Genomic DNA, 25,357 nt, shown 5'->3' on the forward strand with positions numbered 1-25,357 from the left:
GAAGGGACGTGAAGGGACGTGAAGGGACGATGAACGTCGTCGTCACCGGGGCGACCGGGCTCCTCGGCGGTTGGGTCGTGGCTGCGCTCACCGAGCGCGGCGATCGCGTCGTGGCGTTTGGGGGGCCGGGGCGCGGCGAGGGGGCGATCGACCTCGCCGAGCCGCGTGCGGCTGCACGTGCGCTCGAAGACGCGCGCGCCGACGTCGTCATCCACACCGCTGCGCTCTCGGCGATGAGCGACTGCGCGCGGGACCCCGAGCGGGCGCGACGGATCAACGTCGACGCGACCGCCAACCTCGCGCGCGCGTGCGCGGCGACGAGGACGCGGCTCGTGCACGTGTCGACCGACCTCGTCTTCGACGGCGAGCGCGCGCCGTACGACGAAGCCGCGCGCGCGGAGCCGACCTCGGTCTACGGGCGCACCAAGCTCGAGTCGGAGAGCGCGGCGCTCGCGGCGCCGAACGGCGCGGTGGTGCGGGTGAGCCTCCTCTTCGGTCCGTCGAAGAACGATCGCGTCGGGTTCTTCGATACGCAGGTGCGCGCGCTCCGCGCCGGGACGGAGCTGCGCCTCTTCGACGACGAGTGGCGCACGCCGCTCTCGCTCCGGACGGCGGCGGAGGGGCTCCGCGCGATCGCGGCGTCGTCGTTCACCGGCCTCCTCCACTTTGCGGGAGCGGAGCGGATCGGCCGCTGGGAGATGGGCGTCGTCCTCGCCGACGTGCTCGGGGTGGAGGCGTCCGCGATCGTCCGCGCGTCGCGGCGCGAGGTGCCGGGCGAGCCGCGGCCGCGTGACGTGTCGCTCGACGTGTCGCTGTTCCGCCGCACGTTCCCGGGTGTCGAGCTCGCGCCGTTCGGCGAAGAGTGCCGCCGGCTGATTGGTCGCTCGTAGCGACCAGTCTCGGAGCAACGTGCGCTCGACGAGGACGGAGCCACGTCGTACTGCGTCCGCATGCGTTCGTTCCTCCTCTCCTTCTCCTTCGTCCTCCTCGCCGGCTGCTCCGCGGAGCCCGTCGCCGCCGAGTCCGCCGCGTCCGCGGTCGAGACCGGCCCCGCCTTCTCCTGGCCGATCCCCGACGGCTGGCGCGCCGAGACGATCCCGTTCCCGCTCGGCTTCGCGCCTTCGATCCCGTACCGCGGCGTCGAGGAGCTCCGCTTCGCGCCGCGCTTCTTCGATCCGTCGTCGCCGACGTACTTCACCTACTCGTTCGCGTTCGTGCTCGAAGGGACGCCCGCGATCGGACCGGAGGTCTTCGCGTCCGATCTCCACACCTACTTCACCGGGCTCGCGAGCGCGGTGACCGGCGCGCCGTCCGATCCGAGCCTCCACGTCGCGACGATCGCCGAGGGCGCCGACGGCCGCCTTCGTGGAACGGTCCGCACGATCGACGCGTTCGGCGATCGGCGCACGCTCGATCTCCACCTCGAGGCGGAGACGTTCACGTGCGGCGAGCGCCGCGTCGTGATCGCGAGCCTCTCACCGCATGCGCCGGCGAGCCCGATCTGGAGCGCCCTCGCTACGGTGCGCGGCTCCTTCCGCTGCACGTCGACGCCGTAGTAGCGATAGCGAGCGAGGCGCGAAGCTCCCGTAGCACCCGCGACCGTGCACGCCAGAACGATCTCCTGCGACGTCGATTTTACGAACCGTTTCCATCACTTCGCCGAAGCAGAGTCCTCAGCGAGGACCGGCGTCCGCTGTGATCTGAGGTGCGCGGTCGTCGCTATGGTCGACGTTTCACGCACTTGCGATGTAGGCAAGAGTGGTCCACCGATTGCTCATGCGGCGGGCAGATGCTCAAGCGCTTCGCAGCTCTCTTCGTATGTGCGGCAGCGATGACGTTCTCGCCGGGCGTCAGCAACGCGGCCGCAGCGGCGGCGGAGCCGATCACGATCTCGACGATCGCGCAGCCGGCGGACGACGCGGGCATCGATCGCGCGACGCTCCGCGCGGCGATGGTGGAGGCGATCAAGACGATCGATCCGAAGCAGGTCCGCCGCCCCGTCACCATCGCGCTCTCGATCATCGAGACGAAGAACGATCCGACGACGTGCGCGATCAGCATCGCGGTGAGCGATCGCAAGAAGGGGCACATCCTCGGCACCGCCGCGGGCACCGCCTCCGCCACCGCGAACGCCCGCGGCGACCAGCGCGAGCGCGTCGCCCTCATCGCGCTCTCGAACGCGATCAGCCGCGTCCCCGACGTCGTCGCCGCGAACTAGCTACGCTTCGGGGGATGAAGCTCGCCTTCGCCGTCCTGGCCCTCGCCGCGTGCGCCGGGTCGAGCGCGCCGTCGTCCTCGACGCCGCGCTCCGTGCTCGTCGTGGATCGCACGTTCGATCGCGCACGGCAGCCGCCGTCGCCGAGCACCGACCTCCCCGCCGCGAGCTACCAGGTGGTGGCGCCGGCCGAGCGCTGGACGATCGCGATCGACGGCGACCACGTCGTGCTCACGCCGATCGGAGAAGGGGAGGCGCGCACGCGCATCGAGGGCCGCGAGAGCGGGAGCGGGAGCGGGAGCAGCAGCAGCGGCGAGCGGCGGTTCGAGCTCACCGAGGGCGTCTTCGCCGGCGGCCGCTTCGTGCTCCGCGGCGACGAAGCGGAGCTCACGATCTTCGGCTCGGGTGTGCCGATCGTGTCGAGCGAGCGCGGCAAGATCGTGGCACGCTGAGCCCATGGCGGAGAACATCCTCGAGGCACTCGACGACGCGCTCGCGGGCGGCGAGCCCATCGACGAGATCGTCGGCGCATTCTTCCAGCTCGCGCGCGACGCCGACCGTGAGGTGCTCGACCAGATGATCGACAGCCTCGACGAGCGGATCGGCAAGTACCCGCTCGAGCGCGTCGGCTCGCTCGCGCTGCTCGCGGGCGCGCTCGTCGAACGCGGCGCCGATCCGCGTCGCTTCCCGCGATCGGTGTTCGATCACGCGCTCGCGCAGCTCGAGTCGATCGAGGGCCCCGCCGATCCGCGCGAGCTGTCCGAGGCGTTCCATCAAGCCGAGCGCGCGATCGCCGCCGCGCTCGGTCGCTCGCCGGAGCTGCGCCGCACGCTCCCGCAGAAGCCCGCCCTCGCCGCGAAGCTGAAGCGGTATCAGGAGCGCTACGGGTTCCTCGGGAAGATCGTGCAGGTGCTCGACGACGAGCCGCTCCTCGTCTTGCACCCGAAGTCGCGGCGCGGCTTCCGCTTCCGCATGAGCGGGATCGGCGACAACTTCGAGCTGCACCTCCGCTTGCTCGAGCAGCTCGCGGGCGAGGGGCCGGATCGGATCCCCGGCATCGTGCCGCGCGGCGGATCGGTCACGAGCGACTGGCAGCTCGCGAACTGGTCCGCGCTTCGCCCCGGCGGCGAGCTCGACACCACCGATCACGGACGCACGTGGATCTGGAACGAGGGCGTGCCCGCCGACATCGCCTCGTTCGAGGGCGAGCGCGTCGTCCTCCTCGGTCCGAGCTCCATCCAGCGCGGATGGAACGCGCACGCGGTGTTCCCGTGGATGAACGGCGCGCTCGACGACCAGCGGACCCTACCGTCCGCCGAGGTCGACGCCCTCCTCGAGCGGATGGTGCGCGCCGGCAGCGCCTGAGCGGAGCAGCGTCTTGCCGTCGAGGGTGGCGTGAATGCGCGGGGAGGGCGTATCGTCAGGAGCAGGTGTCAGGAACGGCTTGATGAGAGTCCGCGTCGCCGCCATCGCGTTCACCCTCGCCGGCTGCGCCGCCGCCGGCGCGCCGGTTCACCTCGCGCCTCCACCTCCGCCGCCCGACGCTCCCGAGGTCGCGGTCCTGCCGCCCGCGCCGGCGCCGCCGCCGGAAGATCCCGCCGTGCGCGAGCGCGCCGACGACGCGGTGCTCGCGTCGGAGCAGAAGCTCGAGGCGATCGCCGAGCGCTGCGAGCGGGATTGGCTCGAGCCGGAGAACGTCTGCAAGGCGGAGCAGTTCGAATCGTTCGCGACCGACTTCCAAGCGTACTACGCGGACCACGCGATCGTGAGCACCGAGGGCGCGCGCATCGACTCGCTCCTCTTCCTCGGCGGACCGACGTCGAGCGTCGAGCAGGTCACGACCGCGCTCACGTACCACTGCGAGGAGCGCTGTCGAAAGCGCCGTCTGCCTCAGCTCGAGGCGGCGGCGATGAAGGCGGCGGACCAGTGCTTCGCGGCGAAGAGCGGCTTCGACGCGTGCAAGGCGTTCGTGAAGAAGATGTCGGCGACGGTGCGGCCGGTCGAGACGGAGCGCTGGGCCGACGAGTGTTACGGCGTCTGCGACGATCGGCGCGCCGCGGTGAAGTCGCGCGCTGCGATCGACGCGCAGCGCCCGACGACACCCGCTGCCGCCGCGGCATGCAAGGCGAAGTGCCGGAAGCAGCACGACGGCGGGTGGTGTGGCACCGGCCTCCTGTCGTGCCTCTCGCTCTGCGCGATGAAGGGCGAAGCGCAGCGCTGACGCGGGTCAGCTCGCGGGCGCGAGCGCGTAGACCGTTCCGCGCGCGGGTCCGCCGAAGCGGCTCGTGATCGTGCCGCGCGTCTCGAGCGCCTCGAAGGCGGCGAGGCCCTCGCGCTCGAAGCGCGCGTGCTCCTCCGCCTCGAGCTCGCCGTGCGTCGAGATGATCCACGCCTTGAGGTTCGAGCCCTTCGGCCCCGCCTCGTTGAGGTGCTCGAGGATCGACGTCTCGGTCTCCGACAGCGCGGGGGCGGCGGGCTCCGCGGCGGGCCGGGTGGGGGTCCGCGCGAAGTAGAGCGTCGCGCGGCGCTGGCCGCTCTTCACGATCGCGCCGCCCTCGAGCCCGTCCGCGATCAGCCGCTGCAGCGCGCGCTTCTCGATCCCGAGCGCGGCGCGGATCTGCTCGCTGCGGAGGCCGCTCTGATGCGACGACAGCAGCGCGAGGACGTCGTCGAGCGCGGCGGACGTGATCGTGGCCGTGGTCGGCTTCGGCGCCGGCGGCGCGTCTTCGCTCAGGGCGGCGAAGTCGTCGATCGAGAGCTCCTTGATCGACTCGAGGATCGCCTGGGTCAGCGCGGCGACGTGGCGATCGAGGAGCACTTGGAGTTCAGTCATGCCTCTCTCGCCATAACACAGGTGGGAACCGCTCAAAGCCTGATAAGCGTGCGGCGTGGACGCCGTCGATCTCGGTGTGCTCGCCGGCCGGGTCGTCGAGACCGAGCGGGTGCAGTCCTTGTGGAGCGGCTACGGCGAGATCGTCCGCGCCCACCTCGACGACGGCACCACCGCGATCGTGAAGTGGGCCCGCGCCCCCGCGCGCGCGAACGACGTCGCGCACGCGCGGCGGTGCCGCTCGTACGACGTCGAGCACGTCTGGTACCGCGACTACGCTGCGCGCTGCCCGAGCCGCGTGCCCGCGCTCCGCGACGCGCGCGCGGGCGGCGGCCGATGGGTCTTCGTCCTCGAGGACCTCGACGCGGCGGGCTTCGCCGGGCGGCGGCGCCGCCTCTCCGCCTCCGAGCTCGACGCATGTCTCGCCTGGCTCGCGCGCCTCCACGCGCGCTTCGTCGGCGTGGCGCCGGCGGGGCTCTGGGAGACCGGCACGTACTGGCACCTCGCGACGCGGCCCGACGAGCTCCGCGCGATCGACGACGCCGCGCTTCGCCGCGCCGCGCCGATCCTCGATCGGCTCCTCCGCGGCGCGCGCTTCCAGACGATCGTCCACGGCGACGCGAAGCCCGCGAACTTCTGCTTCGCGGACGACGGCGCGGTCGCCGCGCTCGACTTCCAGTACGCCGGCGGCGGCTGCGGGATGAGCGACGTCGCGTACCTCCTCGACGAGCCGGAGCCGGGCCGCGCGCTCGACGCCTACTTCGCGCACCTCCGCGCGGCGCAGCCCGCCGTCGACGCCGGCGCGCTCGAGGCCGAGTGGCGCGCGCTCTATCCGATCGCCTACGCCGACTACGCGCGCTTCCTCGCGGGTTGGGCGCGCGAGCACTGGCGCGCGGATCGGGCGGCGCAGGGCGCGGTCGCGACGATCCTCCGGCGGCTCTGAATCACCAGCGTCGCGAGCGCCGCAGCGTGGCGAGGCGGGCGTGGAGCGCGTCGTAGAGCGCCTTGTCGCGCGTGATCTCCGCGCGGACGAGCTCGCGCATGATGTACCGCTCGACCTCCTCGTCGCTCGTCCCCGCCGGCGAGGCCTGCGCGTCCGGCGCGCCGCGGAGGAAGGCGGCGAGGGCGGGGAGCTCGCCGCGATCGAGCCACGTGCCGTGCTGGTTGCACACGTCGATGACGACGGCGCTCGTCCCCGCGAAGCGCGCGCGCTCCATCTCGTAGCGACACACCGGGCAGCGGACGAGCGGGAAGGGCGACTCCACGCGCTCGCCGAAGCGCGCGAGGTCGAGCGCCTCGCCGGCGGCGATCGCGTCGAGGAGCGCCGTCCACGCGCCCGAGCTCACGAAGGCGCCGCGGCACCCGAGGCAATGATCGACCTCCGCGTCGTTCGGTCCGAGCGCGAGGCGCGTGAGGTTGGGGTTCCCGCAGCGCGCGCAGAGCGTCGCGCGGTAGTGCGCGCTCGCCGCCGGCGGCACGAGGATGCGGCACGGCACGCACTCCTCGCCGGGGCGCTGCTCTCGCCCGCAGTAGAGGCAGCGCTGGCGCTCGCTGCTCGTCCGAACCCCCGGCGTCCGGTACACGCGCTACGGCTTCGGGATGCGGATGGTGCTGATCATGAACGACCCGCTGATCGCGTACAGCGCGACGAGCGGATGCACGATCCACGGACCGAGCGCCACCGCGCCGAGCCACAGGTCCTCGTGCACCGCGCCGGTGCCGAACGCGACGCCGAAGATCATGACGAGGAGGAGGCTCGAGGGGATCGGCGTCCCTTCGTAGTACTTCACCTTGCCGCTCTCGTCCGAGAGCGAGGCCGCGGTCACGTTGTAGCGCGCGAGGCGGCCGATGCCGCACGCGACGAAGTAGCAGAGGACGACCGCGTCCCAGCCGCCGCGGAGGCCGAGCGCGAAGCCGAGCGTCGCCGGCGCGACGCCGAACGACACGATGTCCGCGAGCGAGTCGAGATCGGCGCCGAGCGGCGACGACTTCCGGCGCCAGCGCGCGACCGCGCCGTCCATCGCGTCGCAGACGAGCGCGACCGGGAGGAGGACGAGCGCCACCCAGATGAGCGTGCGGTCCGCGGAGGCGACGTAGCCCATCGCCGCGAGGATCGCGCCCATGCCGGAGAACGCGTTGCCGAGCGTGATGACGTCGGCGAGCGCGAAGGAGCGGATGAGCGAGAACGGCTTCTTCTTCTCGGCCTTCGCCGGCGCGTCCGTCGTCGTCGTGCCCATGCTCGCTCGTCGAGAGTATTCATCGCCCCACCTGCTGAACAGTGTACCCGCGGATCGCATGAGACGAAGAGGCCTCGGATCACGGCGGTGGGTGACGAATCGACGTTGGTAGTAGGCTCACGCCCGAGGCATGACCGGCACGGGCGGGGACGCGGACTTCATCGAGTGGGCGCGGCGCCGCGTCGGCGCGATGGTCAAGGACAAGTACCGCGTCGAGTCGCTCCTCGGCGTGGGCGGGATGGCGTGCGTCTACTCCGCGACCCACCGCAACGGCCGCCGCGTCGCGCTGAAGGTCCTCCACCCCGAGCTCTCGATCCGCGGCGACCTCCGCACGCGGTTCCGGCGCGAAGGTCAGGTCGCGAACGCGGTGGGCCACCCCGGCGCGGTCGCGGTCATCGACGACGACGTCGACGACGACGGCTCGGCGTTCCTCGTGATGGAGCTGCTCGAGGGGCAGGTCGTCGAGCGCCTCTGGGAGCGGAGCGGCCGCCGTCTCTCCGCGCCGATCGTCCTCGCGATCGCGCGCGAGGTCTGCGAGGTCCTCGTCGCCGCGCACGAGAACGGGATCGTCCATCGCGACATCAAGCCGGAGAACCTGTTCCTCACGAGCGAGGGGCAGCTCAAGATCCTCGACTTCGGGCTCGCGCAGCTGACGACCCTCACGCGATCGAAGGACACCCACACCGGCATGGTCTTCGGGACGCCGGCGTTCATGCCCCCGGAGCAGGCGAGCGGTCGCGTCAGTCAGATCGACGAGCGCACGGACCTCTGGTCGGTGGGGGCGACGATGTTCACGCTCCTCTCCGGCGCGATCGTGCACGAGGGCGAGAGCGCGCAGCACATCGTCATGCTCGCGGCGATGGAGCCGGCGCGTTCGCTCGCGGGGGTGCTGCCCGGCGCGCATCCGGCGCTCGCCGCGCTGGTCGATCGCGCGCTCACGCACGACAAGGACCTGCGCTGGCCGAACGCGGCCGCGATGCGCGACGCGATCTGCGCGACGTCGCGCACGCTCTTCGGCGAGGAGCGACCCGACCTGCCGCGCGCGGACGAGCTGACGCTGGTCGGCGTCCCGGTCCTCGGCGACGACACGCCGCGCGTGCCGCGCGTGATCGAGGAGGAGGAGCAGACGCGGACCGACCGGAACCTCGCCGACATCGACGATGCCTTCTCCGAGGGCGAGACCACGCAGACGCGCGATCGCGTCACGCCGGTGACGAACGACGCGCCGCCGGCGCCGAGCGGTGCGGGCTGGAGCGCGCTCCGCAACGTGATCGAGACCGGCGGCTCGCCCCCGCCCGTGATGCCGGAGGCGATCGAGGAGACGACGCAGCTCCACGCGACGCGCGTCATGCCGCCCACGCCCGAGGAGCACACGTCGGTGATGAACATCGACCTTCGCGGCTCGACCCCACGCATCAGCGGCTCCTACCAGGCGGTGACGCCGTCACGCGCGAGCGGGTCGATGCAGGCGGTCGCGCCCGCCCCACGTCCGAGCGGGTCGATGCAGGCGGTCGCGCCCGCGCCGCGTCCGAGCGGGTCGATGCAGGCGGTCGCCGCGCATCCGAGCGGTCCGCCCGCCGCGTCGGGATCGATGAAGCCGCGGCCGCCCACGCTCGGCGCAGCGCCGAGCGACGAGCTCGCGGCGATCCCGCGCGTGCAGGCGCCGACCGCGCGCATCCATCCGCCGCGCGCGTCGATGTTGCCCTGGGCCGTGTCCGCCACCGCGATCGCGATCGCGATCGTCGCGATCGGCTTCGCGGTGCTGAGCCGCGCCCCGAAGACGCCCGACCCGCCGCTCCTCGTGACGAAGCCCTCGGACGCGGTCCCGCCGTTGACCGCTCCGTCGTCGCCGGTGGTCGCTCCCCCACCTGCACCACCTCCACCGCCTCCACCGGTGGCCGCTCCGCCCCGGACCGACGCCGCCGCCCCCGCGACGCCGCGCGTCGGTCCCATCGACGACCGCTACTGAAGCGACGGAGCGACGGCCGAGCGTCGGGGAAGACCGTCCGCATCGCGCGCGCGACCGCTCGACCCAAGCCCGGTTGTTTCACGAGCATCTCATCCCTATCGATCCCGGCGGGAGAAGCGGATGGCGAACGCGGCGCTGAAGGTGCTCGTGAAGATCGGCGCGTGGTTCGCGGCGTTGCCGTACCTCTGCGTCGTCCTCCTGATGCTCACGGGATCGCCGACGTGGTCCGGCGTCGCGTACCTCGCCGGCCTCGGGCTCCTCCTCGGCGGGCTCATGACGCTGCCCACCGGCGAGAGGCAGGAGCGGCGCGTCTTCGGGCGGACGTGGCCGCGCGGCATCTCGCGCGGCGCGGTGGTGGCGCTCTTCGCGATCGCGCTCGTCCGCGGCTGCACCGCCGGAGAAGGCGCGACGCTCCACTTCTCGCCCGACGCGCGCTTCGTCGATCGCGTCGTCGACGAGCGCGACCTCGCGCTCCCCGGCGCGCGCGTGCTCTTCGCGAGCGGCGTGCTCGTGGACGACGCGGCCGAGGTCCCGACCGCGATGCGCGAGGCGTACTCGAAGATGCACGCGCAAGAAGGCGACGTGCCTTCGCCGGTCGTCGCGACGTACCTCGGCATGCAGAGCCCCGACGCGTTCGACACGGTGGTGATCGAGCCGCGCGCGAGCCCGCGCCCGACGAGCGCGGTGATCTTCCTCCACGGCTACGCCGGCAACTTCTCGCTCCCGTGCTGGCAGGTCGCGGAGGCGGTCTCGCCGCTCGGCGTCCTGACGGCGTGCCCCTCCACGCGCTGGATCGGCGACTGGGGATCGAAGAACGGAGAGGCCACCGTGCGCCGCACGATCGAGGCGCTGCGCGCGCGCGGCGTCACGACGATCGTGCTCGCGGGGCTCTCGAACGGCGGCTACGGCGCGTCCCACCTCGCGCCGCGGCTGCGCGGACAGCTCGCCGGTCTCGTCCTCGTGTCGGGCGCGGATCCGGCCGCGTCCGACGCGGGCGTGCCCGCGCTCCTCATCCATGGACGCCACGACGAGATGGTGGGGTTCTGGGAGGCGAGCGCGTACGCGGCGCGTCACCCGCGCGCGAAGCTGGTCGCGCTCGACGCCGGGCACTTCGCGCTGCTGGTGCGCAGCGAGATCGCGAACCGCGCGCTCCACGACTTCGTCGCGAAGCTCGTCCCGCCGCAAGCGTAGCTCAGGGCTCGTCGGAGTCCTTGAAGAGGTCGTCGTTGTCGCGATCGAACGGGATGGTCTGCGCTTGCGTGCAGTGTGCATCCGTCGTGATCTCGTGCGAGCGGCCGTTCGTGCTCGCGGTCCACGTCGTCTCCATCGACGTCGCGGCGCCGTGCGCGTTCGCGTCGCTCCAGACGCGCTCCGCCCAGTCGTTCATGAGCATCGGGTCGTAGATGCTGAACGGGAGCTGGCGCTCGAGCGGACCCCTCGCCTCCGTGATGCCGAACGCGTCGTCCTCGGGGCCGGTCCACGAGCTCAGGCGGCGGCTCGCCGGCCAGATCGGCCAGCCGCTCGTCGGGATGTCGACGCCCGCGGGCCAGATGACGCTCTCGCCGTCGGGCCCGCGCCACACGAGGTTCGAGCCGGCCTCGTAGTGGTCCGCGCCGAACAGGTTCGAGAAGCGGCCTTCGCCGACCATCATGCTCTGCGTCCAGACCGGCGTGTAGACCGAGCGGCGGAGGAGGCCCGCGACGTCGAGCACGTCGGCGCCCCAGATCGCGCAGCCCGCGCCCTCGAAGCGACGACCGCGGAAGTGACCGCCGTACTTCCTGTACGCGCGGCGCGCGACGTACTCGTCGTGGAACTCCTTCACGCGCTTGCAGACGCCCTCGTTGACGAGGAACGACATCTTCGAGATGAGCCCGTTCTGCTCGCGCAGGCGGACGTCCTCCTTGATCTTCGCCGACGACGCCGGCGTCGCGGCGTCCATCGAGCCCTCGAACGCGCGGAGCAGCATGCCGAAGCCGTCGAGCGCCGACTGCCACGAGCCCGAGCCGCCGGTCTGCCCGGTGAGCGGGACGCTGTGCTCGCCGCAGTCGAGCTGCATGTGCACGTGACCGATCGAGTGACCGAGGCCGACCTTCCCTTGTCGCTCCAGCGCGCCGCCCTGGATCTCGGCGCGGATCGCGTCGCCGATGAGGCGGTTCGGGGTCGACCAGTCGAGCCGGACGGGCGGCGGAATGAGGTAGAGCGAGAGCTTCCCCGCCACCGCCGTCCCCGGGCACGACGCCGGATCGGCCGGCTTGTGCGGCGTCCACGCCGGCTCGTTCAGCGCGGACTCCGACGTCGTTCCTTCGTCCGGCGCCATGCCGCACGCGACAGAAAGGACCGCAATTCCAGCACATCCGAGGAGGGTGGGGAAACGGAGGCTCATGTGGGAGGGCAATGTGCCAGCGATCTGGATCGGGTCAAGCCATGGCCGAATTGAGACTCTGATTTCTCATTTCGGGCGATTTCTGACACAACGCGTCGGATGAAGCGCGTCGCCTTCGCTTGTCTCGTCCTCGTCGCCTGCAAACCGTCCGAGAAGAAGAGCGAGGTCATCGACGCGGCGCCGGTCGCGACGGCGACTCCGGAGGTCGAGGCCGAGATCGACGCGGCGCCGGCGCCGACGCTCGCGCTGCCGCCCGCGACCGCGGCCCCGGCGAAGGCGCCGGTCGCGGCGAAGAAGCCCGGCGTGAGCGCGCCGGCTCCCGAGCAGTGCTGCTGCAAGGTCGGCAAGAAGCACTCGTTCGCGGGGCAGAGCGAGTGCGTGACGACGATGAAGGGGGCGTGCGTCCCGATGGCCGCGTGCGAGGAGCGCTCGTGCTGCTGCAAGTCGTCGGAGATGACGGTCACGCGCTTGATGAGCGCGTGCGCCGAAGGGAAGGGCACCTGCGTGAAGAAGGAACAGTGCCAGTAGCGCGGCGTGGTAAGAGGGAGCATGACCGTGTCCGCGACGTTGTTGCCCCTCGAGGTCATCGAGAAGCTCCCGAAGACCGATCTCCACGTCCACCTCGACGGCTCGCTGCGCCTCCGGACGATCCTCGAGCTCGCGGAGAAGGGGCGCATCGAGCTGCCGGCGACGAACGAGGACGGCCTCCGCAAGGCGATGAACCTCGGCCAGAACTGCGGCTCGCTCGTCGAGTACCTGAAGGCGTTCGACGTGACGCTGAAGGTGCTGCAGGACGCGGAGGCCCTCACGCGCGCGGCCTACGAGCTCGCGGAGGACGCCGCGAATGAGAATGTAAGATACATGGAGGTCCGCTACTCGCCGATGCTCCACACCCGGCGCGGCCTCAAGCTCACGACCGTCGTCGAGGCGGTGCTCGAGGGCCTCCGCGCGGCGCACGACCAGTACGGCATCGAGTCGAACGTCATCATCTGCGGGATCCGCAACGTGTCGGCGGAGAGCTCGCTCGAGATGGCGGAGCTCGCGGTTGCGTACAAGAACCGCGGCGTGGTCGGCTACGACCTCGCCGGCGCGGAGTACGACCACCCCGCGAAGCACCACAAGGCCGCGTTCCAGCTCGTCCGCGACAACAACATCAACGTGACGATCCACGCCGGCGAGGCCTACGGCCCGGAGTCGATCCATCAGGCGATCCACGTCTGCGGCGCGCACCGCATCGGCCACGGCTGCCGCCTGCGTGAGGACGGCGACCTCCTCCACTACGTCAACGACCACCGCATCAGCCTCGAGTGCTGTCCGTCGTCGAACGTGCAGACGGGCGCGATCCGCGACCTCGTGAGCCACCCGATCAAGCTGTACAAGAACCTCGGCCTCCGCGTGACGGTGAACACGGACAACCGCCTCGTCACCGACACGACCGTGTCGAAGGAGCTGTGGCTCTGTCACAAGGTGATGGGCTTCACGCTCACGGACCTCAAGCAGATCATCATGAGCGGCTTCAAGAGCGCGTTCTTGCCCTTCCACGTGAAGCAGCAGTACGTCCGCCGCGTCAGCGAGGAGCTGAAGACGTTCGTCGATCCCGAGAGCCCGGTCGCGAGCGAGCTCGCCCCCGCGATGACGACGACGACGTCCGCGCCGGCGCCGTCGTCGAATTAGCTCACTGGCACTCGCCGCTGCAGCTCGCGGCCTTGCAGGCCATGAGGCGCTGGTAGAGCACGTCGTCGTCGCAGCCCGGCGTCTCCGGCGTGCGCGCGCAGCGGTAGCAGTGGCCGTCTTTCCCGCAGGCCTCCTGCTCCGCGCAGCAGCCGCCGTTCATGCAGGTGTTGCACGTGTCGGCCGTCGGCGTCGTGCCCGCGGCGACGAGCGTCATCCCGCAGGCCGGCACCGCCGCGCACGCGGTGTCGCCGGCGCAGGCGGACTCGCACGCGTTGCACGAGCAGAAGCTGAGCTGCGTGTTGTACGGCGCGGCGCCGAACGGGAACTCGACCGAGCACGCCTTCCGGCACTCGTCGATCGGCCCCGCGTCGGGGAGGAGCCCGGCGTCGGTCGCCTGCGCGGAGCACTTGCTGAGGCAGAGGCGGAGCCCGTTGCACTGCTCGTCCGCGAGGCAGGCGCGGCGCGCTTCGCCGCAGACCTGCGTGCCGGAGCCCACCGTCTTGCGGCAGACCTCACACGTCTGCTCGGGGGCGGGCTGATCGATGATGCCCTGGAAGAACGTCCGGTAGGTCGCGGCGCGCACGCTGTAGCCGATGCCGACGCACGCGCCGGTGACGTACGAGTGGACCGCGACCGCGTACTCCTTGCCGTTGACCACCGCGAGGACGGGGCCGCCGCTGTCGCCCTGACAGATGTCGCCGTTGTTGTCGTAGCGAACGCCGACCTCGGTGTTCGTGAGCGTCGCGATGCTCCCGTCGATCCGGTTCTTCGCCGTGTTGGCGGCGGCGTCGGTCACGACGTTCGGACGGACCGTGCGGCCGAAGCCGACCGAGGTGACGCGCTGCCCCTGGCGGAGGCCGTCGGGCACGAGGATCGGGACGACGGGCGTGGTCCTGTCGACGCCGAGGACGCGGATCATCGCGACGTCGTAGGGCGACGTCGTCGCGCCGTTGTACTGCGGGTGCACGGTGTGATCGATGTACGCGTACGTGATGATCTTCGCGGCCTCGGTGCGATCGGAGCCCTGGATGACGGACACCGTCGAGGCGCCCCGTACGCAGTGCGCCGCCGTCATCACGTAGCCGACCTTCGTCGCCGGGTTGACCTGGACGATCGTGCCCGTGCACGACGAGTACGTGTTGGCGCCGCTGCTCTGCGGCCGCGTGATCGTGAGCGCGACGACGGCGGGGTGCCCGGTGTCGCGGACGCCGTTGATGATCGCGGCCTCGTCCTCGCCGAGCGGCGGGTCCACGACGTCGTCACCGACTCCGCGCGAGGTGGCGATCGAGCATGCGACCGCGAGCGGAACTGCAAGAAGCGCCAAGGCTTTCGCCGAACGGAGGGGGCTCATGAGGGCCTGTCCCCTTGGCGCACGAGACCGCGTTGCGCCAGCACTGGAACCGATTGAGACGCAGTCGGGAGGTCGGTGTGACGCAAGGCGTCATTGGCGCGTTAGACCTTGGGGCTCGGGAAGAAATCTATTAGGTAGCTCGTTCGCGGCGGGCCCAGCGGAAATCTCCGAGGGGCTCGTGACTTGAACTTGAGACGGAGGATTCAGTGTCCACCGACGTGATGATCTATGCGAGCGGCCTGACCAAGCGGTACGGCGCCTACAAGGCGCTCGACGACGTCAGCTTCGAGGTCAACAAGGGTGAGGTCGTTGGATTCCTCGGGCCGAACGGCGCCGGGAAGTCGACGACGATGCGCATCCTCACCTGCTTCATCTCGCCCACCGGCGGGATGGCGAAGGTCCGCGGTCACGACGTCTTCGACGACACCCTCGCGGTGCGGGCGAGCCTCGGGTACCTCCCGCAGCGCGCCCCGCTCTACTTGGAGATGACCGTCTTCGAGTACCTCGAGTTCGCGGCGCGCATCCGCAACATCGACGCGAGCAAGTTCAAGGCGCGCGCGCGCAGCGTCGTCGAGATCTGCGGCCTGGCGCAGTCGCTCTCGAAGGAGATTCGCCAGCTCTCGCACGGCTACCGGCAGCGCGTCGGCCTCGCGCAGGCGCTCATCCACGACCCGCCGATCCTCATCCTCGACGAGCCGACCTCGGACCTCGACCCGAACGAGCGCACCGAGTTCCTCAACTACCTGAAGCAGATCGGCAAGGACCGCACCGTCCTCCTCAGCACCCACAACCTCAAGGAGGTCGAGGCCGCCTGCGCGCGCGCTATCATCGTGTCGCGCGGCCGCGTCGTCGCCGACGGTCCGCTCGACGAGATCCGCGCCAAGAGCGGCCGCGTCCGCTACGTCGTGTCGATCCAGGAGTCGACCGGCGACTCGCCGTACCGCGGCAAGGGCGCGCTCCCGAAGCAGTCCGAGGTCGAGACCGCGCTGAACGGCCTCTCCGGCGTGAAGAAGGTGAGCGAGCTCCCGACCGACGAGCGCGCGCACTCGTACGAGCTCTCCGGCGAGGACGGGACCGATCTCCGCCCGGAGCTCTTCCGCCTCATCGCCGACAAGGGGTGGGTGCTCCTCGAGCTCCACCGCGACACGCAGACCCTCGAAGACGTCTTCCGCCACCTCACGATCGGTGACGAGCGGCGCAACCGCCAGCTCGGCGCGGCCAAGGACGAGCGCAACGCTCGTGAAGAAGAAGAGGAAGAAGAGGACGACGAGGACGAGGACGAAGAGGACGAGGACTCGGAAGACGAGGACGAAAAATGAGCAGCGAGACGATCGAGAAGGACACGAAGAAGAAGCCTCTCGCCGCCGCCGAGGCCGACGAGCGTGACGAGCGCGACGAGGACGAGGAAGAAGAAGAGTCCGACGAGGAAGAGGGCTCGGACGACGACGACGGCGACGACGACGAGTCCGACGAGGCCGCCACGCGTCCGCTGAAGACCTCCGAGGCGGCCGCCGGCCCGCGCGAGAAGGTCGTCATCGACCGCCCGAGCACGGCGAGCATGATCTGGACGATCGCGCGCCGCGAGCTCGCCGGCTACTTCAACTCCGTCATCACGTACATCGTCATCAGCGCGAGCATGGTCGGTCTCGGCCTGTTCTTCTACATGTACAAGGGCGGCTTCTGGCAGGTCGACCGCGTCACCATGCAGCGCATGTTCGACTTCCTGCCGTTCGCGCTCTGCGCGCTCGTGATCCCGCTGTTCACGATGCGCGCGCTCGCGGACGAGAAGCGCGTCGGCACGATCGAGCTCCTCATCACGATGCCGGTGAAGGACTCCGAGGTCATCCTCGGCAAGTTCATCGCCGCGCTCGCGATCCTCACCGTGCAGCTCGCGCTCGTCGTGCTCTACCCGATCGCGATGTTCAAGTGGCCGTGGCACCTCGGCGAGCTCGACTGGGGCGCGTTCTGGGTCGGCATGCTCGGCCTCTTCTGCCTGTCCGCGACCGGCGTCGCGATGGGGCTCATGTACTCGAGCTTCACCGACAGCCAGATCCTCTCCTTCTTCGCCACGATGCTGACCCTGACGCTGCTCTACGCGATCGGTCAGGTCTCCGCGGTCGAGTCGCTCCAGGGTTGGCCCGGCGACGCGATCGCCTTCATCAGTCTCCAGTCGCGCTTCGAGCCCTTCGCGCGCGGCCTCATCGACTCGCGCGCGATCGTCTACTTCGTCTCGATCTGCGTGCTTTGCCTGCTCGTCGCGTTCCACGCGCTCGAGCGCCGTAAGTGGGCCTGAGGAGCAATCGCCATGGCCATGGAACGTAAGAAGAGGGCCGCGACCGAGAGCGGCGCGCTGCTGTTCATCATCGCCGCGATCGTCGTCGGCGTGAACGCGCTCAGCTACTTCATGTACTGGCGCAAGGACATGACGAAGGCGGAGAAGTACACGCTGTCGGAGGGCAGCGGGCGCCTCATCCGCGGGATCAAGGACGGCGAGCAGATCAAGGTCGAGGCGTACGTCACGCGCGGCCTCCCCAAGCTCGACGCGTTCGTGCGCGACCTTCGCGATCTCCTCCAGCAGTACAAGGACGCGGGCGCGGGCAAGTTCGACTACGTCATCATCGAGCCGAAGACGGAGGAGGAGCGCAAGAAGGCCGAGGAGGCCGGGCTCCAGAAGCTCCAGCGCGTCGAGGGCTCGGACACGGAGGACAAGGCGGAGGTGGCCCAGGGCTACATGGGCCTCGTCTTCACGTACAAGACGCAGAAGGAGAAGATCCCGGTCCTCTCTCCCGACAACAACACCGGCCTCGAGTTCTGGATCACGAACAAGATCCGCGAGCTCAAGGACGCGGGCGACAAGACGAAGCACAAGATCGGCATGCTGACCGGTCACGACGAGATCAAGCTCTCGGAGCCGAACCTCGTGCCGGGTCAGGGCCGTCAGGGCGGCCCCACCATCCAGGCGATCATCGGCCAGTACTTCCCCTTCTACGAGCTGAAGGAGGTCGACCTGAAGGGCGGCGACGACGAGATCGACGAGACGCTCGACGGCCTCCTCATCACCCAGCCGGGCAAGGAGCTCACCGAGAAGGAGCTCCGCCGCATCGACCAGTTCGTGATGCGCGGCAAGAGCCTCGCGATCCTCGCGAGCGCGGTCAACGTGAAGGCGGGCGACGCGACGATGAACGCGAAGCTCGAGACGCACGGCCTCGAGAAGCTCGCCGCCGGCTACGGCATCGAGATGAACAAGGACGTCGTCCTCGACTTCGGTCGCTCGTTCCGCGTCCGCGTCGACACCCTCACCGGCCCGCGCACGATGATCTTCCCGCAGATCCTCGACGTGCGTGAGGACTCGCGCTTCACCGGCGACGAGGTCCTCCTCGACACGAGCTTCGCCGCGTTCTTCCGCATCCCGCAGGCGTCCTTCCCGTTCGCCTCGTCGCTCACGCTGAAGAAGGACAAGCAGCCGCAGCTCGGCGACAAGCTCCGCGTCATCGCGCACTCCACGCCCGCGGCGATCGTCGAGACCGGCGACACGGTCGACCTCAAGCCCGCGCGCCAGTGGCGTCCGAAGGGCAACTTCCAGCAGTTCGGCATCGCCGCGGCGGCGGAGGGCAAGCTGAAGACGGCCTTCCCCGAGGGCGACAAGATGGGCGTCGAGACGCCCGCCGAGTCGTCGAACAACGCGCGCGTGCTCGTCTTGTCGTCCGCGCAGTTCTTCGTCAACCCGTTCGTCCGCTCGGGCCAGGGCCCGGACCTCGGGCAGATGGGCATGATGATGGGCGGCGCCGGCGGCGACGAGTTCCTCATGTCGGTCGCGGGTCCGTACGTCCAGCTCATCGGCACGACGTTCATCCTCCAGACGAAGAACCTCCTCGACTGGATGACGGGCGACGTCGACCTCCTCGCGGCCTCGGCGAAGATCCTCCAGGAGCCCAACCTCGCGTACGGCGACGTCGTGAAGCCGAAGGCGGGCGAGGAGATGACGGAGGAGCAGCTCAAGAAGGAAGAGGACCGCATCAAGAAGGAGCGCAAGACGAAGCAGTACTGGATCGAGGGGACGATGACCCTCGGCGTCCCCGCGCTCTTCATCGCGATCGGCCTCATCCTGTGGCGCGTTCGCGAGACCCGCCGTCAAAACGCAGTCGCACTCCTCGAGGCCTGAGAGAAGAAGTCATGAGCGGAAGCACGAAGCTTTACGTCGGTGTCCTCGTCCTCGCCGGTCTCGGCGGCGCCATCTACATGGCGCAGAAGAAGGACAAGGAGATCGGCAACGCGCAGACCACCGCCGCCGAGATGCCCGAGATCAAGGCGCCGGACGACATCGACAAGGTCAGCATCCAGAACGCGGACAAGCAGGAGATCGTCCTCGAGAAGAAGGGCGAGACCTGGGAGATGACGAAGCCCGTCGCCGCCCCCGCGAACCAGACCAACGTCGACCAGGTCATCAAGAACCTGAAGGACCTGAAGGCGAAGGAGGTCATCGCGCCGGCGCCGACGGAGGACTCGAAGAAGGACTACGACTTCACGAAGGAGAAGCAGGTCCACGTCGTCACCTGGAAGGGCGCCGACAAGAAGACCGACATCACCTTCGGCGCCTCGGGCGCGCGCGGGCAGATGGCGATGGTGGAGGGCAAGCCGGCCATCTACGCCATCAGCGGCTACTCGAGCTACCTGTACACGCGCGACGTGAAGGGCTTCCGCGAGACGGAGATCTTCAAGTTCGACGACGCGAACGCGAACCAGCTCACGATCGAGAAGACGGGCGCGGACAAGAAGGTCACCGTGTTGTCCTTCACGAAGGACGGCGACAAGTGGGCCGGCACCGTGAACGGCAAGCCGATCGATCGGTACGACGAGGAGAAGGTGAAGGACGCCGTGCGCGCCTTCAAGGCCCTCACCGCCGACGACTTCGGTGACGGCAAGACGACGGCCGAGACGGGCCTCGACGAGCCGGAGTCGAAGGTGACGGTGAAGCTCAAGGACGGCGCCGGCACCTACTCGTTCAAGGTCGGCGGCGTCTCGACCGGCACGAACCGCTGGGCGATGAAGGACGGCTCCCCGACGATCTACGCGATCCCGTCCTACACCGCCGACTGGGCGACCGCCGACGTCACGAAGTTCCAGCGCGCCGCCGACGCGGGCGCCCCGAAGGACGGCGGCGGCGCGGCCCCGACCGCCGCGCCCGATCCGCACGGCGGCGACCCGCACGGCGGCGATCCGCACGGCGGCGATCCGCACGGCCACTGATCGGCGTGCGCCCCACGGTCCACGTCAGCATCGACGTCCCCGATCTCGAGGCCGGGCTCCGCTTCTACGGCGGCGTCTTCGGCTTCGTCGAGACGGCGCGCCCGTTCCCGACGATGGCGATCCTCGACGCGAACAACGCCACCGTCTGCATGCACGCGAAGGCGGCGGGATCGAAGCCGGCGCCGGCCGGCGACGACGTCCGCCGCTACGAGCGCCACTGGACGCCGGTCCACCTCGACCTCCACGTCGAGGACTTCGACGCCTCGCTCGCGCGCGTCGGCGCGGAGGGCGGCTCGATCGAGGCGGAGTACCGAGACATGGGCCCGCGCCCGGTCGCGTTCTGCAGCGACCCGTTCGGCAACGGCTTCTGCATCCTCGGCCCGAAGCGCGCCTGACCGCTACAGCGGCGGGAGACCGGCGGCGCCCGCGGCCGTCGGCCGACTTGCGTTCGGACGGCGTGCGCGCGAGCGTCGACGCGTGACCACGAAGGAACAGCTCGCCGCCGTCTTGCAGCGGCTGGAGGCGGGCGAGGACGCGGCGCTCGCCGAGACTGCGGACGAGGCGCTGCGGAGCGTGCTCGCGTCGAGTCGGACCGCGGTGCAGCTCGGCGGCGCGATCGCGCTCGCGCGGCGCGCCGAGATCTCCGCCGACCTCACGATCGCGAGCGCGGCGGCCGCGTGGCTGCAGTCGCGCGCCGCGGGCGGCTTGCGCTATGCGAGCGGTCCGGCGCTCGCCGCGGCGGGCGCGCTCTGGCGCCGTCGCGTCGCGGGCACGCACGCGGTCGCGCTGGCACGTGCCGGCGAGCGCGTCGCGATCGCGGCGCGGGGCGGGGACGCGCACGCGGCGCGGGGCGGGGACGCGCACGCGGCGCGGGGCGGGGACGCGATCGAGTGGAGCGATCTCGCCACCGGTGAGCCGCGCTCGCGCCTCGTGCTCGACGGTACGCCGCGACGTCTCGCGATCGCGCCGGACGGCTCGCGTGTCGCCGTCGGCACGAACGTCGACGGCGGGATCGCGGTGTGGGACCTCGCCGCTCCCGCGTCGCGCGTCGTGATCCCGAGCCTTCGCAGCACCGAGTGGCTCGCGCTGATCGACGCGGACACGCTCCTCTGCATCGACGGCGAGCTGTCGTGCTGGGAGCTGCGACCGACGCCGCGCCGCCGCTGGACGATCGGCGATGCGTACGCGCCGCGCGAGCCGTACCTCCGTCATGCGTTCCTCACCGGCGACGGCGTCGCGGTGCTGCGCGTCGACGATCGCGGCGGCGCTCGGATCGACGTGCACGCCCTCGAAGACGGCGCGTGCATCCGCGGCGTCGCGCTCGAGCATGTGTTTCCGGTCGTCGATCTCGAGGGCTCGCTGGCGCCGTCGCCCGATCGCCGGCGTTGCGCGTGGAGCCATGCCTACGGCGACGGCAGCGTCGCGATCGTCGCGCTGGGCGACGGCCGCACCGTCGCGATCGCGCCGGGCGACGGCCGCGCGGTCACCGCGCTGGCGTGGCTCGACGACGCGCGTCTCGTCGCCGGCACGATCGACGGGCGGCTCCGCTCGATCGACGCAGAGAGCGGCGCCGCGCTCGGCACGATCGCAGCCCACGGCGCCGCGATCGCCGGCGTCGTGGGAGACGGGGACGCGATCGTCTCCGTCGACGCGGCCGGCTCGCTCGCGCGTCACGCGCTCGCGTCCTTCGCACCGGGCACGGGGCTCGCGAGACTCGAGGCGCCGGTGCGCGCGGTCGGCGCGACGCCGAGCGGGCTCGTGTGGATCGGCGACGGAGAGCTGGTCGGGACCGACGCCGGCGGCCACCGGCGCTGGACGTGCGCGCGACCGCGCGGCGACGTCGTCGCGATCGTCCATGACGGCGCGACCGTGGCCGTCGCCACGACGTGGCGTCCGTCGCCGAACGCCATCGCGCAGGAGAGCGCGATCGCCCGCGTCGCGATCGCCGGCGGCGGGGCGCGCGAGGAAGTGCGGCTCGACGGTGCGGTCCGGAAGCTCGTCGCGGCGGGCGAGGGCGCGTTCCTCGCGGCGGTGGATCCGAACAGCCCCTTGCCCGACGACGCGCGACCGCTCGTGCATCTTCCGGCCGAGGGCGCGCCGTCGATTCACCGCGCGTGGGGGTCGGGGCTCGTCGAGGCGATGTCGCTCGCGCCGCCGCCGGCTCGCTGCTGCGTCGGGCTCTCCGACGGGCGCATCGTGGTGATCGGCGAGGCGTTCGATGCGCCCGCGCGCGCGTGGAAGGCCCACGGAGCCGCGGTCGTCGCGTTGCATCCGATCGGCGAAGAGCTCTTGTCGGTGGGGCTCGACGGCGCCGCGACGATCTGGGACCCGCGCACCGGCGCGCGGCGGCGCGGCTTCTCGTTCACGAGACACCCCAAGCGGCGCGAGGGACCGGTCGTGAGCGCGCTGCTCGGTGGCGGCAGCGCGGCGGCGCTGTCGTTCTGGCTACCGCAGGTGGAGCTCTTCGACCTGGAGCGCGCGGAGCTCCGCGCGCGCGTCGAGCTCCCCGGCGTCGCGCGCGTGCTGTCCGCGCCCACCGGCGCGGACTGGTTTGCGGTCGCGTGCGAAGGAGGCGTCGTGCTCGCGTTCGACGCGGCCGGCGGGCGTCTCGGCGTCTGGGACGTCGGCGGCGTCATCCGCCAGCTCGCCTGCGTCGGCGATCGCCACCTCTTCCTCCGCACCGCCGCAGGTCACCTCCACGGCCTCGTGCTCGAGTCCGCGCTGCACCAAGAATGAGCGCGCCCTGCGCCTCGAATCGCGCTCTGCCCATTTCACCGGTGCTTGCAGGCGGTGTGGGGCTCGTCGGCGGCTCGAATTCGCGATCGTGCGGGCCTTCGTGCGTTGCTCGGGTCTACGCCCTCCGTGACACGAATCGTCGCGAAGGTAGTACTTATTGATCTTGAATTTCATTATCAATAGTGTCAGTCCGCGATGGCGACCGACGCGTGCGGGCACGGCGAAGGCGAGGGGGTGGAGAACACCGCTCGCGTCGACGTCCGGTGGCGGGAGCTGACCGAGGCGGCGAACGCGGCGTTCGCGCGCGGGGAGCTCCGCGCGGCGCGAGTCTCCTACGAGGAGGCGCGCACCGAGGCAGCCCGAATCCTCGACCGCGCATCGCGCGAAGCGCGCACCGAGGCAGCCCGAGTCCACGTCGGCGCGGCGAGGGAAGCGCGTACCGAGGCAGCCCGAGTCCATGTCGGCGCGGCGGGGGAGGCGCGCAGCGAGGCGGCTCGAGCCCGCGCGGTGGGGGAGGCGATGCGGATTGCGCCGATGCTGTTCGTTATCGCGGCGCAGAATCTCGCGGAGTTGGAGCGGCGGGAGGGGGGCGCGGCGCGGGCGGATGCGTTGTTGCTCGAGGCGTTCGAGCGGCTCGTCAGGGTCGCCGAGGACCCGAGTGCGCCGCTGCTCCTCCGGGCTTCGTGCGGGCGGCACCTCGCGCCGGCCCTCGCCGAGCTCGGCGGCGTCCCGCTCCAGCCGCTCCTCGATCGCGCGAACGCGGCGCAGCGCGCCGTCGCGCTCGCTTTGTCCAACACCCCCACCTCCTGAGGCCACTCCGATGCTCCATTCCCTCCTCTCCTTCGCGCACCGCCACGGCCTCGTCCCCGAGGCGGCGGCGCACTGCGACATCCCCTGCAAGATCTACGACCCGGGGCCGATCCTCATCTCCGCCCTCACCGTCGTCCGCATGATCGACATCATCGAGGACTGGAAGGCCCATCGCGGCGACGACGAGGTCGCGTTCCTCAACAGCGTGGCGCGCGCGGTCGCGCAGAAGGAACAGCACGCCGCCCACGTGAAGGACGAGATCCGCGTGATCTGGGGCGACTACTTCAAGGCGCCGCAGCTCCAGAAGTATCCGCAGCTCCACGATCTGACGCACTCGATCATGCTCGCCGCCGGTGCGGCGAAGCAGGGCGTGAAGCGCGAGGACGCGGTCAAGCTCCTCGAGCTCGTGAATCAGTTCGCGGAGATCTTCTGGGAGACGAAGTCCGTGAAGACGAAGCGCGCCGTGTGTCCGTATCCGCCGTCGCTCGAGGTCGTCTATCCGGACCTCTGAGTTGTACGAGCGCGCATGTTTCGCGTCGTCCGCGTGAACGGTCCGAGCATGGCCCCCACCCTCGTCGACGGCGACTTCGTCGTCGTGATCGATCGGCCGTGCCGGATCGGCGACGTCGTCGTCGTGATGCACCCGCAGTACGGCCGCATCGTCAAGCGCGTCGCCGCGCGCGACGGGAGCGGGCGCATCGCGCTCGAGGGCGATGGCGCGCTCTCGACCTCGCGCGAAGCCCTCGGCTGGACGTCGCCGCACGACGTCCTCGGTCGGGTCTGCCTCCGCGTCCGGCGCTGAGCGAGCCTCAGGGGAAGCGGCGGGTGATGCCGTTCGTCTCCGGGATGTCGTTGATCTCGCCCCAGCGGCCCCAGAACTTCACGAAGACCTGGCCGTTCTTCGGCTTCGCGCGCGTGCCGATGTTCACGACCGCGTTCTCGGTCTTCCAGACGGCGGCCGCGGCGGCGGCCTTCGTCGTGTCCTTCGCGATGCCGTGCGTGCCTTCGATCGCGTAGGTGCCCGGGGCGAGGTAGTTCGCGTGGGTGCCCTTCGCGACGTACGCGACCGGGTGCGTGCCGTCCCACGAGAGCTTCGGATCGTTCGCCTTCACGATCGTGCCGCCCTTGTGCGCGGAGAGCTTCACCTCCGTCGCCTTGCCCTGGCCGCCGTTCGCCTTCGGATCGATCGTCACGCGCACGTGCTCCCAGTCGGACTCGTGATTGAAGATCGAGAAGCCGTCGTTGTACGGATAGAAGATCCAGTACTCGATGTTCACGAGGCCGGAGGCCTGCGGGCGCCACACCGCGTAGGACTTCCAGTCGCTCCGCGGCGAGCCCTTGCGCGTCGCCTCGTTCACGATCTCGAGGAAGAAGCCCTCGTGCGTCGTCGCCGCGACCTTCTTGCCGCCGTCGTGACGGCAGAACGAGCCGTTGTCCTCGTGCGTCGCGGCGACGAGCTTCTGCTGCGTGACCTTGCCGACGGGGTAGATCTCGTGGTCGGGGCAGTTCTTGTGGTTGTAACGCATCGTCACGCGCGCGAGGTACCAGTCGACGCTCGACGGGCGGTACGGATCGTCGGCGTGGAGATGGAGGTGCGGAGCGAACGTCTTGATCAGCTGGTCCTGCGTCGCGGCCGGCGTCACGGCGTCGTTGTCCGGCGACTTCGCGAGCGCGCTCATCTGGACGTCGGGGTCCACGTCGAACGCGCTGTCCGCGACGACGTCGTCGTCCGCGTCCTCGTTCGCGCCCTCGATGTCCTCGATCTCCGTCGCGTCCGAGAGCGACCCCGGCCCTTCGTCTCCGGCGTCCGCCGCGCACGCCGCCACGCCGAGGGAGATCATCGCCGCCATCGCCCGAACCGTTGCCATCGTCGTCTTCACGAAGACGGGTCAGTGCACGGCCGGT

26 protein-coding genes are annotated in these 25,357 nt (G+C 70.6%); 20 read left to right on the plus strand and 6 right to left on the minus strand.

Annotation, left to right across the window (positions count from 1 at the left end):
* The first annotated feature begins 29 nt into the window (after nucleotides 1-29).
* The 6 genes from KF837_24355 to KF837_24380 all read left to right on the plus strand — a co-directional run bounded on the left by KF837_24355 (nucleotide 30) and on the right by KF837_24380 (nucleotide 4,436).
* Nucleotides 30-890, plus strand: coding sequence for an SDR family oxidoreductase (locus KF837_24355; protein MBX3230477.1), 861 nt, complete (start codon nucleotides 30-32; stop codon nucleotides 888-890).
* Nucleotides 891-950: 60 nt separating this feature from the next.
* On the plus strand, nucleotides 951-1,556 hold the full coding sequence (locus KF837_24360) for a hypothetical protein (GenBank protein MBX3230478.1): 606 nt from the start codon (nucleotides 951-953) through the stop codon (nucleotides 1,554-1,556).
* 275 nt (nucleotides 1,557-1,831) lie between these two features.
* Nucleotides 1,832-2,218: a hypothetical protein gene (locus tag KF837_24365; GenBank protein MBX3230479.1), complete on the plus strand. Its 387-nt coding sequence runs from the start codon at nucleotides 1,832-1,834 to the stop codon at nucleotides 2,216-2,218.
* 14 nt (nucleotides 2,219-2,232) lie between these two features.
* Nucleotides 2,233-2,667: a hypothetical protein gene (locus KF837_24370; GenBank protein ID MBX3230480.1), complete on the plus strand. Its 435-nt coding sequence runs from the start codon at nucleotides 2,233-2,235 to the stop codon at nucleotides 2,665-2,667.
* 4 nt (nucleotides 2,668-2,671) lie between these two features.
* Nucleotides 2,672-3,580, plus strand: a complete 909-nt coding sequence (locus tag KF837_24375; protein ID MBX3230481.1) for a hypothetical protein — start codon at nucleotides 2,672-2,674, stop codon at nucleotides 3,578-3,580.
* 82 nt (nucleotides 3,581-3,662) lie between these two features.
* Complete coding sequence (locus tag KF837_24380; GenBank protein MBX3230482.1) at nucleotides 3,663-4,436, plus strand: hypothetical protein; 774 nt, start codon at nucleotides 3,663-3,665, stop codon at nucleotides 4,434-4,436.
* 6 nt (nucleotides 4,437-4,442) lie between these two features.
* Here the strand turns inward: KF837_24380 and KF837_24385 are convergent, their stop codons facing one another.
* The gene (locus KF837_24385; protein ID MBX3230483.1) at nucleotides 4,443-5,048 is read right to left on the minus strand and encodes a hypothetical protein; all 606 of its coding nucleotides are present in this window, start codon (nucleotides 5,046-5,048) and stop codon (nucleotides 4,443-4,445) included.
* Nucleotides 5,049-5,103: 55 nt separating this feature from the next.
* Between KF837_24385 and KF837_24390 the strand changes: the two genes are divergently transcribed.
* Nucleotides 5,104-5,988, plus strand: a complete 885-nt coding sequence (locus KF837_24390; protein ID MBX3230484.1) for a phosphotransferase — start codon at nucleotides 5,104-5,106, stop codon at nucleotides 5,986-5,988.
* A gap of 1 nt (nucleotide 5,989) precedes the next feature.
* Here the strand turns inward: KF837_24390 and KF837_24395 are convergent, their stop codons facing one another.
* Both KF837_24395 and KF837_24400 read right to left on the minus strand, forming a co-directional pair.
* Complete coding sequence (locus KF837_24395; GenBank protein ID MBX3230485.1) at nucleotides 5,990-6,628, minus strand: zf-TFIIB domain-containing protein; 639 nt, start codon at nucleotides 6,626-6,628, stop codon at nucleotides 5,990-5,992.
* 3 nt (nucleotides 6,629-6,631) lie between these two features.
* Nucleotides 6,632-7,282 (minus strand): CDP-alcohol phosphatidyltransferase family protein, encoded by a 651-nt coding sequence (locus KF837_24400; GenBank protein MBX3230486.1) that lies wholly within the window; start codon nucleotides 7,280-7,282, stop codon nucleotides 6,632-6,634.
* A gap of 130 nt (nucleotides 7,283-7,412) precedes the next feature.
* Here KF837_24400 and KF837_24405 point away from each other — a divergent pair, with 130 nt between their 5' ends.
* Both KF837_24405 and KF837_24410 read left to right on the plus strand, forming a co-directional pair.
* Nucleotides 7,413-9,251, plus strand: coding sequence for a protein kinase (locus tag KF837_24405; protein MBX3230487.1), 1,839 nt, complete (start codon nucleotides 7,413-7,415; stop codon nucleotides 9,249-9,251).
* 120 nt (nucleotides 9,252-9,371) lie between these two features.
* Nucleotides 9,372-10,442, plus strand: a complete 1,071-nt coding sequence (locus KF837_24410) for an alpha/beta hydrolase (GenBank protein ID MBX3230488.1) — start codon at nucleotides 9,372-9,374, stop codon at nucleotides 10,440-10,442.
* Between the two features lies 1 nt (nucleotide 10,443).
* On the opposite strand, the gene KF837_24415 is transcribed toward KF837_24410, so the two are convergent.
* A complete protein-coding gene (locus KF837_24415; protein ID MBX3230489.1) occupies nucleotides 10,444-11,634 on the minus strand; it encodes a hypothetical protein in 1,191 nt (396 codons plus the stop codon).
* Nucleotides 11,635-11,733: 99 nt separating this feature from the next.
* On the opposite strand from KF837_24415, the gene KF837_24420 reads away from it, so the two are divergent.
* The gene (locus KF837_24420) at nucleotides 11,734-12,162 is read left to right on the plus strand and encodes a hypothetical protein (GenBank protein MBX3230490.1); all 429 of its coding nucleotides are present in this window, start codon (nucleotides 11,734-11,736) and stop codon (nucleotides 12,160-12,162) included.
* Between the two features lie 21 nt (nucleotides 12,163-12,183).
* A complete protein-coding gene (gene add, locus KF837_24425) occupies nucleotides 12,184-13,308 on the plus strand; it encodes an adenosine deaminase (GenBank protein ID MBX3230491.1) in 1,125 nt (374 codons plus the stop codon).
* A 1-nt stretch (nucleotide 13,309) separates the two neighbouring features.
* Here the strand turns inward: add and KF837_24430 are convergent, their stop codons facing one another.
* On the minus strand, nucleotides 13,310-14,560 hold the full coding sequence (locus KF837_24430) for a trypsin-like serine protease (protein ID MBX3230492.1): 1,251 nt from the start codon (nucleotides 14,558-14,560) through the stop codon (nucleotides 13,310-13,312).
* A 320-nt stretch (nucleotides 14,561-14,880) separates the two neighbouring features.
* On the opposite strand from KF837_24430, the gene KF837_24435 reads away from it, so the two are divergent.
* The 9 genes from KF837_24435 (at nucleotide 14,881) to KF837_24475 (ending at nucleotide 24,254) form a co-directional block, all read left to right on the plus strand.
* Entirely contained in the window at nucleotides 14,881-15,978 is a 1,098-nt protein-coding gene (locus KF837_24435) for an ATP-binding cassette domain-containing protein (protein ID MBX3230493.1), read from the plus strand.
* Nucleotides 15,975-16,952 carry an ABC transporter permease subunit gene (locus KF837_24440; GenBank protein ID MBX3230494.1) on the plus strand — a complete coding sequence of 326 codons (978 nt, stop codon included), beginning with the start codon at nucleotides 15,975-15,977 and terminating at the stop codon, nucleotides 16,950-16,952. The genes KF837_24435 and KF837_24440 overlap by 4 nt, the downstream gene beginning before the upstream one ends.
* An 18-nt stretch (nucleotides 16,953-16,970) precedes the next feature.
* Complete coding sequence (locus KF837_24445; protein MBX3230495.1) at nucleotides 16,971-18,821, plus strand: GldG family protein; 1,851 nt, start codon at nucleotides 16,971-16,973, stop codon at nucleotides 18,819-18,821.
* Between the two features lie 11 nt (nucleotides 18,822-18,832).
* Nucleotides 18,833-19,906 carry a DUF4340 domain-containing protein gene (locus tag KF837_24450; GenBank protein MBX3230496.1) on the plus strand — a complete coding sequence of 358 codons (1,074 nt, stop codon included), beginning with the start codon at nucleotides 18,833-18,835 and terminating at the stop codon, nucleotides 19,904-19,906.
* A gap of 5 nt (nucleotides 19,907-19,911) precedes the next feature.
* Nucleotides 19,912-20,301 (plus strand): VOC family protein, encoded by a 390-nt coding sequence (locus tag KF837_24455; protein ID MBX3230497.1) that lies wholly within the window; start codon nucleotides 19,912-19,914, stop codon nucleotides 20,299-20,301.
* 82 nt (nucleotides 20,302-20,383) lie between these two features.
* Nucleotides 20,384-22,642: a hypothetical protein gene (locus KF837_24460; GenBank protein MBX3230498.1), complete on the plus strand. Its 2,259-nt coding sequence runs from the start codon at nucleotides 20,384-20,386 to the stop codon at nucleotides 22,640-22,642.
* 195 nt (nucleotides 22,643-22,837) lie between these two features.
* The gene (locus KF837_24465) at nucleotides 22,838-23,452 is read left to right on the plus strand and encodes a hypothetical protein (GenBank protein ID MBX3230499.1); all 615 of its coding nucleotides are present in this window, start codon (nucleotides 22,838-22,840) and stop codon (nucleotides 23,450-23,452) included.
* Nucleotides 23,453-23,462: 10 nt separating this feature from the next.
* Entirely contained in the window at nucleotides 23,463-23,963 is a 501-nt protein-coding gene (sodN, locus tag KF837_24470) for a superoxide dismutase, Ni (GenBank protein ID MBX3230500.1), read from the plus strand.
* 15 nt (nucleotides 23,964-23,978) lie between these two features.
* Nucleotides 23,979-24,254 carry a S24/S26 family peptidase gene (locus tag KF837_24475; GenBank protein ID MBX3230501.1) on the plus strand — a complete coding sequence of 92 codons (276 nt, stop codon included), beginning with the start codon at nucleotides 23,979-23,981 and terminating at the stop codon, nucleotides 24,252-24,254.
* A 7-nt stretch (nucleotides 24,255-24,261) separates the two neighbouring features.
* Here KF837_24475 and KF837_24480 read toward each other — a convergent pair whose 3' ends face one another.
* Nucleotides 24,262-25,320: a Vps62-related protein gene (locus tag KF837_24480; GenBank protein MBX3230502.1), complete on the minus strand. Its 1,059-nt coding sequence runs from the start codon at nucleotides 25,318-25,320 to the stop codon at nucleotides 24,262-24,264.
* Between the last annotated feature and the right edge of the window lie 37 nt (nucleotides 25,321-25,357).

Source organism: Labilithrix sp. (assembly GCA_019637155.1).
Taxonomy (GTDB): Bacteria; Myxococcota_A; Polyangia; order Polyangiales; family Polyangiaceae; genus Labilithrix.

Bases quoted from the DNA above. Each gene is read 5' to 3' on its own strand.
- KF837_24355 (MBX3230477.1), top strand. From the start codon at position 30: ATGAACGTCGTCGTCACCGGGGCGACCGGGCTCCTCGGCGGTTGGGTC.
- KF837_24360 (MBX3230478.1), top strand. From the start codon at position 951: ATGCGTTCGTTCCTCCTCTCCTTCTCCTTCGTCCTCCTCGCCGGCTGC.
- KF837_24365 (MBX3230479.1), top strand. From the start codon at position 1,832: ATGACGTTCTCGCCGGGCGTCAGCAACGCGGCCGCAGCGGCGGCGGAG.
- KF837_24370 (MBX3230480.1), top strand. From the start codon at position 2,233: ATGAAGCTCGCCTTCGCCGTCCTGGCCCTCGCCGCGTGCGCCGGGTCG.
- KF837_24375 (MBX3230481.1), top strand. From the start codon at position 2,672: ATGGCGGAGAACATCCTCGAGGCACTCGACGACGCGCTCGCGGGCGGC.
- KF837_24380 (MBX3230482.1), top strand. From the start codon at position 3,663: ATGAGAGTCCGCGTCGCCGCCATCGCGTTCACCCTCGCCGGCTGCGCC.
- KF837_24385 (MBX3230483.1), bottom strand. From the start codon at position 5,048: ATGACTGAACTCCAAGTGCTCCTCGATCGCCACGTCGCCGCGCTGACC.
- KF837_24400 (MBX3230486.1), bottom strand. From the start codon at position 7,282: ATGGGCACGACGACGACGGACGCGCCGGCGAAGGCCGAGAAGAAGAAG.
- KF837_24405 (MBX3230487.1), top strand. From the start codon at position 7,413: ATGACCGGCACGGGCGGGGACGCGGACTTCATCGAGTGGGCGCGGCGC.
- KF837_24410 (MBX3230488.1), top strand. From the start codon at position 9,372: ATGGCGAACGCGGCGCTGAAGGTGCTCGTGAAGATCGGCGCGTGGTTC.
- KF837_24415 (MBX3230489.1), bottom strand. From the start codon at position 11,634: ATGAGCCTCCGTTTCCCCACCCTCCTCGGATGTGCTGGAATTGCGGTC.
- KF837_24420 (MBX3230490.1), top strand. From the start codon at position 11,734: ATGAAGCGCGTCGCCTTCGCTTGTCTCGTCCTCGTCGCCTGCAAACCG.
- add (MBX3230491.1), top strand. From the start codon at position 12,184: ATGACCGTGTCCGCGACGTTGTTGCCCCTCGAGGTCATCGAGAAGCTC.
- KF837_24435 (MBX3230493.1), top strand. From the start codon at position 14,881: ATGATCTATGCGAGCGGCCTGACCAAGCGGTACGGCGCCTACAAGGCG.
- KF837_24440 (MBX3230494.1), top strand. From the start codon at position 15,975: ATGAGCAGCGAGACGATCGAGAAGGACACGAAGAAGAAGCCTCTCGCC.
- KF837_24445 (MBX3230495.1), top strand. From the start codon at position 16,971: ATGGAACGTAAGAAGAGGGCCGCGACCGAGAGCGGCGCGCTGCTGTTC.
- KF837_24450 (MBX3230496.1), top strand. From the start codon at position 18,833: ATGAGCGGAAGCACGAAGCTTTACGTCGGTGTCCTCGTCCTCGCCGGT.
- KF837_24465 (MBX3230499.1), top strand. From the start codon at position 22,838: ATGGCGACCGACGCGTGCGGGCACGGCGAAGGCGAGGGGGTGGAGAAC.
- sodN (MBX3230500.1), top strand. From the start codon at position 23,463: ATGCTCCATTCCCTCCTCTCCTTCGCGCACCGCCACGGCCTCGTCCCC.
- KF837_24475 (MBX3230501.1), top strand. From the start codon at position 23,979: ATGTTTCGCGTCGTCCGCGTGAACGGTCCGAGCATGGCCCCCACCCTC.
- KF837_24480 (MBX3230502.1), bottom strand. From the start codon at position 25,320: ATGGCAACGGTTCGGGCGATGGCGGCGATGATCTCCCTCGGCGTGGCG.